The sequence below is a fragment of the Sagittula salina genome (assembly GCF_017813235.1).
Classification (GTDB): domain Bacteria; phylum Pseudomonadota; class Alphaproteobacteria; order Rhodobacterales; family Rhodobacteraceae; genus Sagittula; species Sagittula salina.
Genome location: NZ_JAGISH010000016.1, coordinates 21,587 through 36,206, shown reverse-complemented (window position 1 = coordinate 36,206; position 14,620 = coordinate 21,587). Strand labels below are relative to the sequence as shown.

Annotated in this window: 11 protein-coding genes; 7 read left to right on the top strand and 4 right to left on the bottom strand. The window is 65.1% G+C overall.

The features are described from left to right. Positions 1-960, bottom strand: a complete 960-nt coding sequence (locus tag J5474_RS19830) for a LysR substrate-binding domain-containing protein (protein WP_209363337.1) — start codon at positions 958-960, stop codon at positions 1-3. 134 nt (positions 961-1,094) lie between these two features. Between J5474_RS19830 and J5474_RS19825 the strand changes: the two genes are divergently transcribed. From J5474_RS19825 to J5474_RS19805, 5 genes are all read left to right on the top strand, one after another. Continuing rightward, positions 1,095-2,360, top strand: a complete 1,266-nt coding sequence (locus tag J5474_RS19825; RefSeq protein ID WP_209363335.1) for an ABC transporter substrate-binding protein — start codon at positions 1,095-1,097, stop codon at positions 2,358-2,360. A 69-nt stretch (positions 2,361-2,429) separates the two neighbouring features. Then, positions 2,430-3,308 carry a branched-chain amino acid ABC transporter permease gene (locus tag J5474_RS19820; protein WP_209363333.1) on the top strand — a complete coding sequence of 293 codons (879 nt, stop codon included), beginning with the start codon at positions 2,430-2,432 and terminating at the stop codon, positions 3,306-3,308. Position 3,309: 1 nt separating this feature from the next. After that, positions 3,310-5,835, top strand: coding sequence for a branched-chain amino acid ABC transporter ATP-binding protein/permease (locus J5474_RS19815; RefSeq protein WP_209363330.1), 2,526 nt, complete (start codon positions 3,310-3,312; stop codon positions 5,833-5,835). Then, positions 5,832-7,262 (top strand): aldehyde dehydrogenase family protein, encoded by a 1,431-nt coding sequence (locus J5474_RS19810; RefSeq protein WP_342454070.1) that lies wholly within the window; start codon positions 5,832-5,834, stop codon positions 7,260-7,262. Before J5474_RS19815 ends, J5474_RS19810 begins: the two co-directional genes overlap by 4 nt. 23 nt (positions 7,263-7,285) lie before the next feature. Continuing rightward, positions 7,286-8,002: an SDR family NAD(P)-dependent oxidoreductase gene (locus tag J5474_RS19805; protein WP_209363328.1), complete on the top strand. Its 717-nt coding sequence runs from the start codon at positions 7,286-7,288 to the stop codon at positions 8,000-8,002. 323 nt (positions 8,003-8,325) lie between these two features. Here the strand turns inward: J5474_RS19805 and J5474_RS19800 are convergent, their stop codons facing one another. Next, positions 8,326-10,530, bottom strand: a complete 2,205-nt coding sequence (locus J5474_RS19800; protein ID WP_209363326.1) for an NADP-dependent isocitrate dehydrogenase — start codon at positions 10,528-10,530, stop codon at positions 8,326-8,328. Between the two features lie 325 nt (positions 10,531-10,855). Here J5474_RS19800 and J5474_RS19795 point away from each other — a divergent pair, with 325 nt between their 5' ends. After that, a complete protein-coding gene (locus J5474_RS19795; protein WP_245216602.1) occupies positions 10,856-12,259 on the top strand; it encodes a polysaccharide biosynthesis/export family protein in 1,404 nt (467 codons plus the stop codon). A gap of 63 nt (positions 12,260-12,322) precedes the next feature. Beyond that, on the top strand, positions 12,323-13,090 hold the full coding sequence (locus J5474_RS19790) for a metallophosphoesterase family protein (RefSeq protein WP_209363324.1): 768 nt from the start codon (positions 12,323-12,325) through the stop codon (positions 13,088-13,090). 171 nt (positions 13,091-13,261) lie between these two features. Here the strand turns inward: J5474_RS19790 and J5474_RS19785 are convergent, their stop codons facing one another. Together J5474_RS19785 and J5474_RS19780 are read right to left on the bottom strand one after the other, a co-directional pair. Next, the gene (locus J5474_RS19785) at positions 13,262-13,855 is read right to left on the bottom strand and encodes an ABC transporter ATP-binding protein (protein ID WP_209363322.1); all 594 of its coding nucleotides are present in this window, start codon (positions 13,853-13,855) and stop codon (positions 13,262-13,264) included. Further along, a complete protein-coding gene (locus J5474_RS19780; protein ID WP_209363412.1) occupies positions 13,852-14,598 on the bottom strand; it encodes an ABC transporter permease in 747 nt (248 codons plus the stop codon). Before J5474_RS19780 ends, J5474_RS19785 begins: the two co-directional genes overlap by 4 nt. Positions 14,599-14,620: the final 22 nt, after the last annotated feature.

Below are 14,620 nucleotides of genomic sequence, written 5' to 3'. Positions count from 1 at the left end.
TTAGGCGGGCACCAGCGCGGGAACCTCGGGAGGTGCGAGAAACCCGCGCCACTCCCTTGCCTCCACCAGTTCCGCCACCACCTGGCGCAGGACGTGGGCCACGGCGCTGGCGGCGCTGCTTTGCGCGTCGGGTGGCAGGGAATACAGGTAATTGGTGCGTCGCAGGCTCGCATCCGAGACGCTGAGACAGCGGAAGGCCCGGCCCCGGCGACATTCCTGCATGATGGCGCCCATGGGTTTGATCGTGCCGCCCATGCCGTCGAAGACGCAGTTCATCACCAGAGACAGCGAGTCGATCTCTGCCGCGACGCGCGGCACCAGGGCGCGGCTCTCGAACTCCGCCTCGATGCGGCGGCGCAACCCGTGGTCGGAGGTCGGCAACACCAGCGGCACCTGCGCGACCTCGGTCATTGTCACCGTCTCGCGCCCGGTCAAAAGGGGCGAGTCGCCGGGCAGTATCAGGAAAAGCTCTTCGAGCATGAGGGGTTCGACCGCGAGGTCGTCGGGCATGTCGCGGGAGAACAGCACCGCGAGATCTAGCCGGTTCTGCCGGATCAGATGGCCGACATGACCGCTCATGGCCTCCACCACGTTGATGGAAATGTTGGGATATTTCTCCCGCACCCGGCGGACCAGCGGCAGACCCAGCGCAGCGACGGTGGTCGCGGGCAGGCCCAGCGAACAGACGCCGGTGATCTCCCCATCGTCGGAACGCGCGATGGTCAGCGCCTGTTCGAACTGGCGCAGGATCAGCCGGGCATGGTGATAGAGCGCCTGGCCCGTTTCGTTCGGCGTCACACCACGGGGCGAGCGCACGAGCAGCGGCTTGCCGACCTCGTCCTCCAACTTTGCGATCTGCTGGCTGAGTGCGGGTTGCGCGATATTGAGCACCTGGGACGCCTTTGAGAGGCTGCCCATTTCGACGATGCGGACGAAATATCTCAGTTGCCGGATGTCCATGGCGCAAAGCTTACTCCGTCGAAGCCATATGGCAAACTTATATCCGCTTCCGAAAACGGTATTATCCGCGTCCCCGCCCGGCCCGCTACCCTGCCCCCACGAGGCTGCAAAAGCCCGATCTGGGAGGAGAGACGATGACCTACACGACCCGAAAGAGCGGGCTTCTGACCCGCAGGCACGCGTTGACGCTGGGCACCGGCGCGGCGGCGGCGGCGATGCTGGGGGCGCCCGTGATCGTGCGCGCACAGTCCGGCCCGGTAAAGATCGGCCACCTGACACCGATGACCGGCTTCCTCGGCACACTGGGCGGCTGGGCCGTCGAGGGGGCCTCCCTTGCAGTCGAGGAGATCAACGCCGGCGGCGGCGCTGGCGGCCGGATGCTGGAACTGATGAGCGAGGATTCGATCAACCCGGAGAACGGCGCGACCAAGGCGCAACGGATGCTGGAGCAGGACGGCGCCGATTTCCTGCTGGGCGAGATCAGCTCGGCCACGGCGCTGGCCATTTCCGAGGTCGCTGCCCGCAACGAAAAGCTGTTCATGGCCGTGGGTCCGCGGTCGGACGTGCTGCGCGGCGAGCGGTGTTCGCGCACGATGTTCTGCACCGACATCCCCAACACCGCCATGGTGAACGCCGTCGGCACCGCGCTGAAGCAGCAGGACGACATCGCCGGCAAGAAGTTCTTTACCCTCACCGCAGATTACGTGTTCGGCCACGATCTGTTGTCGGCGGCCAAGGCCTTCTTTGACCGCAACGACGCGGAGCTGATCGGGGATGAGCTGATCGCCACCGACGTCACCGACTTCAGCCCCTTCATCCTGAAGCTGCGGCAGGCCAATCCCGATTACGTCTGCCTCAACCTCGCGGGCAATCAGGTGACCAACTTCGTCAAGCAATACGCGGAGTTCGGCCTGCCTTATCCGATGATCGGCTTCAACCTGAACACCGCTGACGCCTGGGCGGCGGGCGCGGGCAACCTCTCGGGCACGTGGCCGACGGTCTGGCTGCACACGCTCGACACGCCGGAATCGAAGGCCTTCGTCGAGCGATTCCAGGCGAAGTACGGCAAGCTGCCGGAGAACCATTCCTGGATTTCCTACATCGCCGTGCAGATCATGGCCAAGGCCATCGCGGAGACGGGTTCGGCGGCCACGCCTGATCTGATCGACTACCTCGAAAGCGGCGCCAAGTTCGACGTCATGAAGTCGCGCCCCGCGCATTTCCGTGCAGAGGATCACCAGCTTATCCAGGAGGCCTACGCCTTTACCGTGAAGGACGATGGCAGCTACGAGGACGTGCACGACATGCTGGAGCTGTCGGCGACCGTGCCGGGCGCGGAGGAGGCGCTCGAGTCGATCTATCCCTCGACCGAGGGCGGCGCCTGCAAACTGTCCCTGTAGCCCCGTGACACAAATCACTTGAAATGACCGCGCCCGGCTCTGCGCCGGGCGCCCTTCGGGACGGACCCCATGCAACTCTTCTTTCTGCTCGAGCAGGTCGTCAACGGCCTGGTCCTCGGCGGCTATTACCTGCTGATCGCGCTCGGCCTGTCGCTGATCTTCAGCGTCGGCGGCATCGTCAACCTGGCGCATGGCGCCTTCTACGCGCTGGGGGCCTATGCCTTCGTCACGCTGTCGGGCACCTTCGGGTTCTTCGGCGGCGTGCTGGTGTCGCCCATCGTGGTTGCGTTGCTCGGCATCGCCTTCGAGCGGTTCATCCTGCGCCGTTTCTACCGCGAGGACCCGATCCTGTCGCTACTCGTCACCTTCGGGCTGGCGCTGGTGGCCGAACAGGCGATCCGCATGATCTGGGGGTCGGCGCCGCTGGCGGCCTCTCTCCCGCGCGAATTGCGGGGGTCGGTGATCCTCGGGCCGCTGTTGTTCTCGAAATACCGGCTGATGATGCTTGCGGTGATTGCGGTGCTGCTGGCGGGCGTGTGGGTGCTTCTGAACCGCACGTCCTTTGGCCGCGTGGTGCGGGCGGGCATCCAGGACCCCGACATGGTCGCCGCGCTCGGCATCCGCCTGCAACCTTACATGACCACCGTGGTGATGCTGGGCGTCGGCCTTGCCGCGCTTGGCGGTGCAATGTTCGCGCCGATCACAACCGTGCACCCGGCGATGGGGGCAGAGATCCTCACCATCGCCTTCGTGGTGGTGGTCATCGGCGGGCTCGGCAGCTTCTGGGGCGTGGTCTGCGCCGCGCTGCTGGTGGGCGTGGTGCGGGGCGTGACCGTCTTCTTCGTCCCCGCCGCCTCCGAAGCCTCCATGTACGCGCTCATGCTGGTTGTCCTGCTGCTGCGGCCGCGCGGACTTCTCGGCGAAACCATTCGAAAATTCGAAAGCTGACATGACCCAAACGATCCGCACCCTCTGCGGCGCCGCCATTGTCCTGCTGGCCCTGCCTTTCGTCATGCCGCTGCTCGGCCTGACCAGTTCCACCGCGACGCAGGTCGTCGTCCTCATCATTTCGGCGATGGGTCTGAACCTCATGGTGGGCGTCACCGGGCTGGTTTCCTTCGGGCACGCCGCGTGGTTCGGGCTGGCCGCCTATGCCGCCGCCCTGACGCAGAAGCACCTGCTGCCCGGCCAAATCATCCTGCCGATCCTCGCGGGGCTCGCCTTCGTCGCGGTGCTTTCGCTGGTGCTGGGCGCGCTGATGCTGCGGCGGCGGGGGGTCTATTTCTCTCTCATGACGCTGGCGCTGGCGGCGCTGACCTTTTCCATCGCCTTCCGCTGGACCGCCGTGACGGGGGGCGAGGACGGCCTCGGCGGGCTCAGCCGCAATACGGCTCTGCCCATCGACCTGTCGGACAATCTGACGTATTATTGCTTCTCAGCCGTGATGGGCCTTGTGACGCTCTACGGGCTGATGCGGGTGATACGATCGCCATTTGGCCATGTGCTGCGCGCCATCCGCGAGAACCAGGAGCGGGCGGAGTTCCAGGGCTACGCGGTGAACCGCTACAAGCTGGGGGCTTTCGTCCTCTCGGCCACGGTTACCGGGCTGGGCGGCATTCTGTCGGGCTTTCAGCACTACATCGTCACCGCCGAAAGCACGTCCATCGAGTTCTCGGGCGAGCTGCTGGCCATGGTGGTCATCGGAGGCATGCGCAGCGCCGTGGTCGGCCCCGCCGTAGGGGTGCTGTTCTTTGTGCTCTTTCGCGAGGTGCTGTCGACATGGACCAGCGACTGGCTGTTCTGGTTCGGACTGATCTTTGTCGGGTTTGTGATGTACCTGCCCGGCGGCATCGTGGGGATCGTTGAGAAAATCCGCCACCGGCTGAATCCTCCGCCCGCGACCAACGCCGCCATGTCCAACCGCAAGATATACGAGGGCCTTGATTTGCCGGAGGCGCTTCGGCCCGCGCCCTCCACCCGCGCCGAGGTCCTGACCGCGCATGATGTGTCCAAACGTTTCGGCGGCATACGGGCGGTTCGGGGGGCGTCGCTGATGGTCGCGCCGGGGCAGATCCACGCGCTGATCGGTCCCAACGGGGCGGGAAAGACGACCCTCTTCAACCTGATCTCCGGCAAGTACGTGCCCGATACCGGCGAGATCACCCTGGATGGCCAGAGCATCGCGGGCCTGCCACCGCACCTGATCAGCCAGGCGGGGCTGGCGCGGTCATTCCAGATCACCTCCCTGTTCGAAGGGCTGACGATCCGCGAGAACCTGCGCCTGTCGGTGCAGTCACGCCATGCCGCGCGGCACAACGCGTGGTCCGACATCGACAGCCTGCAAGGGATCAACAACGAGACGGCGGAACTGATCCGCTTTCTCGGGCTGGAGGGCATCGAGGATACGCTGGCCGCCGATCTTTCCTACGGCGGGCAACGGCTGGTGGATCTTGGCATCGCGCTGGCGACACGGCCCCGGATGCTGCTGCTGGATGAACCGCTGGCCGGGCTTGCGGCGGCAGAGCGGGAGCGTGTCTCGCGGCTTGTCACCACGATGGCGAAATACATCCCCGTCCTGATCGTGGAGCACGATATCGACCGGGTGCTGGGCATTTCGCACACCGTCACGGTCATGAATGACGGCGCGGTTCTGGTCGCAGGTTCACCCGCCAGGATCCGCGCAGATACCCGCGTGCAGGAGGTCTACACCGGCACCGGCACGCCGGGTGTCACTGGCACTCGCGCGGCGCATGATGCCCCCGGCGCGCCGGTTCTGACGGTGGAGAACCTGCACAGCTTCTACGGCAAGAGCCACATCCTGAACGGCGCCGCACTTGAGGTCCGGGAGGGTGAGATCGTCGCTCTTCTGGGTCGCAATGGCGCAGGCAAATCGACCTGTCTGAAGACCATCGCCGGCCTCGTCCGGCCGCGCGAGGGGCGCATCGCCTTCTCCGGGGCGGAGATCGCGGGGCAGGCCACCCCCGACATCGCCCGCGCCGGGGTCGGCTATGTGCCGCAGGGGCGCGGCCTGTTCTCCGGAATGAGTGTACGCGACAACCTCGCGCTCGGTCACCTCGCGCGACCAAAGGGGCAGGGGGGTGTGTACTGGACGGAGAAGCACATTTTCGAGTTCTTCCCGAGACTGAAGGAGCGCATCGACAGCCCCGCCGATTTCCTGTCGGGCGGCGAACAGCAGATGCTCGCCATCGCGCGCGCGCTTTCCGCCGACGTGAAACTCCTGCTGCTGGACGAGCCCTTCGAAGGGCTGGCTCCGGCGGTGGTCGAAGACCTCTTTCGTGTGCTCGACCGCTTGCGCCGCGAGGTTCCCGTCATCATCGTCGAGCATAACCTCGACATCGTTCTGGCACTGGCGGACCGCGTCTATGCCATGGAACAGGGCAAGGTTTTTCACGAAGGCCCGGCCCGCGACCTGCTCACCGATCTCGATTACCGCAAGGAGGTCCTCTGGCTGTGACCAATAGCACCTTTCCCCTGACCTGCCTGCATGATGGCACCGAGAACGCCGGTCAGGGTCGCCCCCTGACCGTGCTGGACAAATACACGCTTACCCCCGTGGCGGAGGGCGCGGAGGCGAGCGTGGACCAGATGACCGCCATGATCGACAGCGCGCAGCGGGCCTTTACCGGCGGAGCGCCCGGCGCTTACGAACGGGGCGAGATCCTCGACCGCGCGGCGCATCTGCTGGCGCAGCGGGCCGAGGAGATGATGACCACCATCATGGCCGAAAGCGGCTTTACCGCGTCCGATGCCAGGGGCGAGGTCACGCGCTGCCAGCAGACGTTGCGGCTTTCGGCGGAGGAGGCGCGCAACCTGCGAGGCGAGGTCGTGCCGCTGGCGGGCGCGCCGGGGCAGGGGCGCCGGATGGGGTTCACCCTCCGCGTGCCGCTGGGCGTGGTGCTGGCGGTAACGCCCTTCAACTCGCCGCTCAATACCGTCTGTCACAAGGTCGCCCCTGCTTTTGCCGCCGGCAATGCGGTGGTGCTGAAACCGGCCTCTGCCACGCCGCTGACGGCCCTGGCGCTGGGACGTGTACTCTTGGAGGCCGGGATGCCGCCGGGGTTCCTGTCGGTCATGCCGGGGGGGGCCGAGGTCACTCAGGCGGCCATCGCCGATTCGCGCGTGCGGTTCATCGCTTTCACCGGATCGACCGGCGTGGGCCGTGCCATCCAACAGGCCGCAGGGCTGCGACGCACACAGATGGAACTGGGCTCCATCGCCTTCACCATCCTGGCCGATGACGCCGATCTCGACCGTGCGCTCCCGAAGATAACCGGCGCGGGCTACCGCAAGGCCGGACAGGTCTGCACCTCCGTCCAGGTGGTGCTGGTGCAGCGTGTCCGGCTGGAGGAAGCCACCGACCGGCTGACAGCGGCCGTGCACGCCGTCCACTACGGCGATCCGCGCATGGCGGGCACGGTCACGGGGCCGCTGATCTCCGAACGGGAGGCGGCGCGGGTTGATACCTGGATCGAGGAGGCCCTGTCCCAGGGGGCGACCCGTTTGGCCGGCGGTAAGCGCAAGGGGGCAGTGGTGCCGCCTACGCTGCTCACGGACATCACCCCGGACATGCGCGTTCTGTCAGAGGAGGTCTTTGGCCCTGTCGTCTCCCTCCTGCCGTTCGACACGATCGAAGAGGCCGTTTCCCGCGTCAACGCCACCCCCTACGGCCTGGCCACGGGGGTGTTCACCAACCGGCTGGATTCGGCCTTTGACCTCGCGCGCAGTCTGGAGGTGGGCGGGGTGCACATCAACGAAACCTCATCCTCCCGCGTGGACCTGATGCCCTACGGCGGGTCGAAGGACAGCGGTTTTGGCCGCGAAGGCCCGCGCTACGCGGTGGAGGAAATGACCGAACAACGCATCGTCACGATCACACCGTGACGTCTGAACAGGGAGATATGCACATGACAGGCAAGACAGCACTCGTCTTTGGAGGGTCGCGGGGAATTGGCGCGGCGGTGGTCACGGCGCTGGCGCGCGACGGGTTCGACGTTGCGTTCACCCACGCAGGCAGCGCCCCCGATGTGCCACAGGCGGCCACGAGTATCACGGTCCACAAGTGCGATATACGCGACGCGGCCCAAGTGGCGGCGACTTTCGCGGAGGTGACGGCGCAGCACGGTGGCGCCCCCGCCTGTGTCGTCGCCAACGCCGGTATCAACGTGCCCGGCGGCCCGCTGGCGCAGTTCCCGGACGACGCATTCCGCGATCTGCTGGAGGTCAACATCCTCGGCGCCTTCCACGTCCTGCGCGAAGCAGCGCGGCAGGTTCGCGATGGCGGCACGATTATCGGCCTGACCACCTCGATGGTACGCGTGGCCGTGCCCGGCGGCGGGCCCTACACGGCGTCGAAAGCGGCTGTGGAATCGCTCCTGCGGTCGATGTCAAAGGAACTGGCCCCGCGCGGCATTCGTGTGAATGGCGTAGCGCCGGGGCCGGTGGACACGGACCTGTTCCGCGCGGGTAAGGACGAAGCCGCCGTGGCGCGCTCCGCTGGCATGTCGCCTTTCAACCGCGTTGGCCAACCGGCAGAGGTCGCAGAGGTCGTGGCCTTCCTCGCCTCCGACCGCGCCAGCTGGGTGCACGGACAGATCGTGCAACCGAACGGCGGGATGGTCTGAGGCCCAACCGCAGACATGGAACTGACAGGCCGGGATAGCAGCCGCGGCCTGTCTGCTGTTGGATGTCTGTTGTTGCCTGACTGCGCCGTCCCAGCCCGTCCGGGATTTGCACCGCCGCCATCGCGGCCGCGCGGCAGTCGATTTTTTGCGCTGCATTCGCGTCCTGCCGTCCTTGTGCCGGTTTGCGCGGCGCAGTCGCCGGTGCGACCTTGCATCGCGTCAGGCAGTGCACTCGTAATCAGGGTTATGTAAATTATTTTGAAGGTAAAAAGGCCCGCCGTGTCGGCGGGACCTTCCAGTTCGTGTTCAGGGCTGCCAGTCGATCAGCCGATTATTGCGTTCAAGGTCTTGGACGGACGCATCACCGCCGCGACCTTTGCTGCGTCGGGGTGGTAATAGCCGCCCAGATCGGCGGGATTGCCCTGTGCGGTCGCCAATTCCGCGACAATGGCTGCTTCGCCCTCGGCCAACGCTTTCGCGAGAGGCTCGAAATGCGCAGCCAGACCGGCATCGGCGGTCTGGGCGGCGAGCGCTTCGGCCCAGTAGCGGGCGAACCAGTAGTGGCTATCGCGGTTGTCCGGCTCACCCGCCTTGCGCGACGGCGAACGGTCGTTGTCGAGAATGCCCTGCGTCGCCGCGTCAACCGCGTCGCCAAGCACCCGCGCCTTGGCGTTGCCCTTCTGGTCCGCGAGGAAGCGGAACGATTCCCCCAGAGCGCAGAATTCGCCCAAGCTATCCCAGCGCAGGTGGTTTTCCTCCTGCAGCTGCTGCACGTGTTTGGGTGCCGAACCGCCGGCGCCGGTCTCGAACAGGCCGCCGCCCTGCATCAGCTTCACGATCGACAGCATCTTGGCCGAGGTCGCCAACTCGAGGATCGGGAACAAGTCCGTCAGGTAGTCGCGCAGGACGTTGCCGGTGATCGCGATGGTGTTCTCGCCCTTCGTGATCGTCTCGAGGCTCGCAATGGTCGCCTCGTGCGGGGCCATGATCTCGAACTTGCCGGAAACGCCTTTCGCCTCAAGCATGGGCTTTACGACCTTGATCAACTCCGCGTCATGCGCGCGAGTCTCGTCCAGCCAGAAGATCGCCCGGTAGCCGGTCGCTTTCTGACGGTCGATGGCGAGCGTCACCCAGTCCTCGATCGGCGCCTTGCGGGCCGAGGCCGACCGCCAGATGTCGCCCGCTTCGACGCCGTGCTGGTGCAGCACCGTGCCGTCCGTCAGGACCATTTTCACGGTGCCCGCCTCGGGGATCTCGAAGGTGGTCGGGTGGGAGCCGTATTCCTCCGCCTTCTGCGCCATCAGACCGATATTCTGCACGGTGCCGGCCGTGGCCGGGTTCAGCTTGCCATTGGCCTTGAAGAATTCGATGGCCGCGTCATAGACCGGCGCGTAGGAATTGTCGGGGATCACGCAATTGGTGTCGTGCTCCTTGCCGTCCGGGCCCCAGCCCTTGCCGCCGGCGCGGATCAGCGCGGGCATCGATGCGTCGATAATGACATCAGACGGCACGTGCAGGTTGGTTATGCCCTTGTCGGAGTTCACCATGTACATCGGCGGACGCTTCGCCGTCACGGCATCGATGGCGGCCATGATCTCCGCGTCGTCCTTCACCCGCTCCAGCAGGTCGCCGAGGCCCGAGTTCGGGTTGACGCCAAGCGCCTTCATCTTCTCGCCGTGCTGCTCGAACACCGGGGCGAGCCATGCCTTCACGGCGTGGCCGAAGATGATCGGGTCGGAGACCTTCATCATCGTGGCTTTCATGTGCAGCGAGAACAGCGTGCCCTCGGCTTTTGTCTTTTCTATCTCTGCGGCGAGGAAAGCATCCAGAGCGGCGGCCGACATGAACGTGGCGTCGACAACAGTGCCCGCCGGATAGGATACGCCGTCCTTCAGAACGGTTTCACCCTTGGCCGTTTCCAGCACAATCTTTGCTGTTGCCGCGCTGTCCAGCGTCGCCGATTTCTCGTTCGAAAAGAAGTCGTTGCCGTCCATCGAGGCGACGCGCGTCTTCGATGCGGCCGTCCACTCGCCCATACGGTGCGGGTTGTTCTGAGCAAAGGTCTTTACTGCGGCGGCTGCGCGGCGGTCGGAGTTGCCCTCGCGCAGGACCGGGTTCACGGCAGAGCCCTTGATGGTGTCGTACTTCGCACGAACGGCCTTTTCGGCGGCGGTGCTCGGCGTTTCGGGGTAGTCGGGCAGCGCGTAACCCTGCGCCTGCAGCTCCTTCACCGCCGCGACCAACTGCGGCACGGAAGCCGAGATGTTCGGCAGCTTGATCACGTTGGCATCGGCGGTCTTCACCAGTTCACCCAGCGCGGCGAGGTCGTCGTCCTGCCGCTGTGCGTCCGTCAGGGCCTCCGGGAAGGTGGCGATGATGCGACCCGCGAGGCTGATATCCTTCGTGCCGACAGAAACCCCCGCCGCCGAAGCAAAGGCCCGGATGATCGGCAGAAGCGAGGCCGAGGCCAGTTCCGGCGCTTCGTCGACCTTTGTGTAGATGATGTCGGGTGTGGTCTGTTCGGACATGGGATTCCCCCGTTGCTGCGCCCGTCTCCGGGCCCGTTACCAAGATTGCGCCCTCTCTAGGCGAATCTTCCGCCGACGTCCACAGTATGCGGCGGTATACATTGTCGCGTCGCAGGGCCGCCTCCGTCCCGCTTTGTGGCGTGGTGTCCGAAGCCGGGTGACCGCAATTGTTGCACATTTGACCCGGTTTCGGCGTTCGAATCTTGGTCTGTTTACCCCGCAGTCGCCTGACAGCTGCATTTGGGTTATTGGATTGCAAACAGCAGCACGATGGCATTCGCACGTCCAAGGCCGTGCGGGCGCAAAATCTTGGGAAGAGCAGAACATGAACGTCACGATCCGGTCAGAGATTACCCCGGTCAAATCCGCCTTGGTTCCGCGCTTTCGTAACAAGGTGTTGGCGGGGGTCATGGCCGCGACGCTCTCGGCTTGCGGAATCACCTATCACAGCCCCTCGGTCGACGAGAAGGCCGAGGACGTGACCGTGCTGGAGCTTTCGCCGCAGGTGATCGCCACGGCGAACAGCTCTGCCTATATGCCGCGCAGTCTGCCCGCTGTATTCTTCTCCAACGCCGGGTCGGGCGGAGCTGCGCAGGGCGTCGGAGCCCTGCCCGCCGAACCGTACCTGCCCGAGGAGACTCGCCAGCAATTGCAGTACCGCCCCCTGCCCGACATCCCGTCGCAGCCTTACCGCATTGGTCCGGGCGACGAATTGCTGCTGGCAACGAAAGGTTCGGCTAGCACGGTTGAGCAGCTCACTGGCCTTCTGGCAGCCGCGAACAGCCGACAGGGCTATGTCGTGCGCGAGGACGGCACCATCGCAATTCCCGATGTTGGCGGTGTCGATGTTGGCGGGCTGACAATCGAGGAGGCGGAAAACAGCTTGTTTCAGGCGCTGGTGAACAACCAGATCGACCCGACCTTCAGCTTGGAGATTTCCAAATTCAACTCGCAGCGTGTCGCAATCGGCGGTGCGGTGAAGACGTCAACCGTGGTGGCCATCACCCCCAGCGGCCTGACGCTGGGCGAGGCGTTGATCGCGGCGGGCGGCGTGACTGTCAAGGATCGCGAATTCGCTTCGATTCGCATCTATCGCGACGGCACTCTCTACCAGATCCCGCTGAATACCTACGTCGAGAACCCCGGCCTGAAGGACAAGCTGCTGCGCGGCGGCGACGCGATCTTTGTGGACACGACCTATGACCTTGACCGCGCCCTGGCCTTCTATCAGGCGCGTATCGATGTCATCGCGCTGCGTACCAGCGCGCGCAGCTCCGCAATGACCATCCTGCAAGGGGAGATCGCCTTGCGGAGGTCTGCCCTCGAGGAAGAGCGCAGCAACTATGAACGCCGCCGAAGCCTGGGGGAGGAGACCCGCGACTACGTCTACCTGACCGGGGAAGTCACGAAGCAGAGCCGCGTCCCCCTGCCCTATGGGCGCCGCGCGACGTTGGCCGATGTTCTGTTCGGCGAGGGTGGCTACGTCAACACGACCGGCGATCCCAGCCAGATCTACGTGCTGCGCGGCGCCGATTCGCTGGCGCCGGGGGCGACGGTGGTTGCCTATCACCTTGATGCGGAAAACATCGCCAACGTGGTCATGGCGACCCGTTTCGAGATGCGGCCCAACGACGTCGTCTTCATCGAAGAGCAGCCGATCACAAAGTGGAACCGCGCCTTCCAGCAGTTCTTCCCGCTGCTTGTCCAGTCCGCTCAGGACGCGATCTGACGGCCACGATGAACGTTGCGTCGGGACTTGCGGGTTCCGGCCAGCCGTCACATATAGAGCGCCATGAAGCTGCTTGAGAAACTGCTCGGGAAGCCTGCTCGGACCGCGCGGGATCTCTACTCTGTCCCGGAGTTCGATGCGCCCGTCGCACCGGACGAATCGTTTTTTGTGATCGGGGATGTCCACGGCTGTCTGCAGAAACTGGCGGACTTGTTGCTCGAAATCGAGAAGATCGAGGAGACCCCGCGCGTTATTGTCGTCGGGGATATGGTCGATCGTGGCGAACATTCCGGCCCGGTCCTGAGCCTCCTGAGACGGCTGTCCAGGGAGTTCGGCGACTACGTCATCTGTCTGGCGGGCAATCACGAAGAAATGCTGCTGAACTTTCTCGACGACCCGGAAACCGCCGGAAACCGCTGGCTGCGAAACGGTGGACTGCAGACTTTGGCAAGCTACAAGATCGGCCGTCAGCCATCCGAGACGATGGCCGACCTCGCGTTGCGCCTGCGCGAGGCAATGGGCGAGGACATCATCGCATGGCTGCGCGCGCTGCCCGACAGCTGGCAGTCAGGAAATGTCGCAGTTGTTCACGCTGGCGCCGATCCGGCATTGCCCCTGGACTGCCAAACCCGCGACGTCCTGACCTGGGGTCACAGCGAATTTGGCCGTCGCGACAGGACGGACGGCATCTGGATCGTCCATGGCCATACCATCGTACGGCAACCCAAGGCAGAGCGCGGGCGGATTTCCGTCGATACCGGCGCCTATGCGACAGGGCGGCTTACAGCGGCCCATATTCGGCCCGGCGAGGTCACTTTTCTCGAAGTCTGAGATGGGCGGGGATCTGCGTCCGCTTTTTTGCACGCATGGACTGACGGGTCCGGAGACTAGTCAAGGAAACCGATCCCGACGGTCTGAAAATTTGGAGTTGCGGTCCTCTTACGCGTCACGCCCGCGCCCGCGTCCAGCCACAAGCCCGGAGCCCGCCCCGCCCCACGGCCCTCAGGCGCGCAGCGTGGCGGGGCGGCCTTCGAGGTGCAGGATACGCGTCGCCAGCCGCTCCGCTTCCGCTGTGGCGTGGGTGACGAACAGCGTGGCGGGCCGGGCTTCAGCGATCAGGGTTTCGGTCAGGCCCATCATCTGTTCCGCCATCTCCGGGTCGAGCGAGACGAATGGTTCGTCCATGATCAACAACTCTGGCTTACCTGCGAAGGCCCGCGCCAGCGACAGCCGCCTTTGCTGCCCCAGCGACAGCTGCAAGGGAAATGCTTCGCCACGACCTTCCAGCCCGACCTTGGCCAAGGCTCGGTCGGCGCCTTCGGGCGTCAGGCCCGGTTGAGTCAGCAGGAGGTTGTCCCGCGCCGATCGCCAGGCCAGCAGCGTCGGTTCCTGAAAGACGATGGCCATGGCCTCAGGCCGCTCCACGTGGCCCTGAAACCGCGTGTCGATCCCGGCGACGATGCGCAGCACGGTGGATTTACCGATGCCCGACGGCCCGACCAGCGCCACCGTTTCGCCCGATGCGATGTCGAACCGCACGCGCCCCAGCACCTGCACATCGCCAAAATGTTTCCCTGCGATGTCGACCCGGATCATTCCTGCCTCCAGCGGCGGGTATGCCGTTCCCAGGGTTGCAGCACCAGCCATTCCACGGCCAGCATCACAACAATGAAGGAGAAAGCGTAGACCAACACCATGGTCACGTCGAAAAGTTGGAAATAGAGGTGGATCTGAAAGCCGACCCCGGACGACCGCCCGAGGAATTCGACCACCAGCACGATCTTCCAGATCACCGCGATGCCGGACCGTGCGGCGGCGGTGATGAAGGGGGCGAGCTGCGGCAGGGTGACGTGCCGCAGCCTTGCCCAGGCGCTCATCCGGTAGACTCGCGCCATGGCGTCGACGGCCGGGTCCAGCGCACGCGCTCCTTCGCGGATCACCGTGGCGACGTTGGGGATCTTGTTGAAGACCACAGCGGCTATGGCGGCAGTCTCGTTCAGACCGATCCACAGGTAGCACAGCACGATCAGCACCAGGGCGGGCAAGTTGAGGAAGATTACCAGCCACGGGTCCAGCCAGCGGTTCAGAACCGGGTTACGCCCCATGACAAGCCCGAGCGCGCCTCCCGCCAGCATCGCCAGCGCAAAGGCCCATGCCACCCGCACCAGCGTCTCGCCAAGATGATAGGGTAGCTCTCCGTTCATGACCTCGCGGCGGAATGGTCCGACCAACGCCCATGGTTGGGGCAGGATTGTCGCGTCCGCCGTCAGCCATGCGGCCATCACCCAGAGCGCCAGCAGCAACCCAATGGACATGGCCCCAACGGCGGCAGGAGGCATCCCCGGCCGCGCGCTGTCCTTC

Bases quoted from the DNA above. Each gene is read 5' to 3' on its own strand.
- J5474_RS19805 (WP_209363328.1), top strand. From the start codon at position 7,286: ATGACAGGCAAGACAGCACTCGTCTTTGGAGGGTCGCGGGGAATTGGC.
- J5474_RS19790 (WP_209363324.1), top strand. From the start codon at position 12,323: ATGAAGCTGCTTGAGAAACTGCTCGGGAAGCCTGCTCGGACCGCGCGG.
- J5474_RS19785 (WP_209363322.1), bottom strand. From the start codon at position 13,855: ATGATCCGGGTCGACATCGCAGGGAAACATTTTGGCGATGTGCAGGTG.
- J5474_RS19820 (WP_209363333.1), top strand. From the start codon at position 2,430: ATGCAACTCTTCTTTCTGCTCGAGCAGGTCGTCAACGGCCTGGTCCTC.
- J5474_RS19780 (WP_209363412.1), bottom strand. From the start codon at position 14,598: ATGCCTCCTGCCGCCGTTGGGGCCATGTCCATTGGGTTGCTGCTGGCG.
- J5474_RS19800 (WP_209363326.1), bottom strand. From the start codon at position 10,530: ATGTCCGAACAGACCACACCCGACATCATCTACACAAAGGTCGACGAA.
- J5474_RS19830 (WP_209363337.1), bottom strand. From the start codon at position 960: ATGGACATCCGGCAACTGAGATATTTCGTCCGCATCGTCGAAATGGGC.
- J5474_RS19825 (WP_209363335.1), top strand. From the start codon at position 1,095: ATGACCTACACGACCCGAAAGAGCGGGCTTCTGACCCGCAGGCACGCG.
- J5474_RS19815 (WP_209363330.1), top strand. From the start codon at position 3,310: ATGACCCAAACGATCCGCACCCTCTGCGGCGCCGCCATTGTCCTGCTG.
- J5474_RS19795 (WP_245216602.1), top strand. From the start codon at position 10,856: ATGAACGTCACGATCCGGTCAGAGATTACCCCGGTCAAATCCGCCTTG.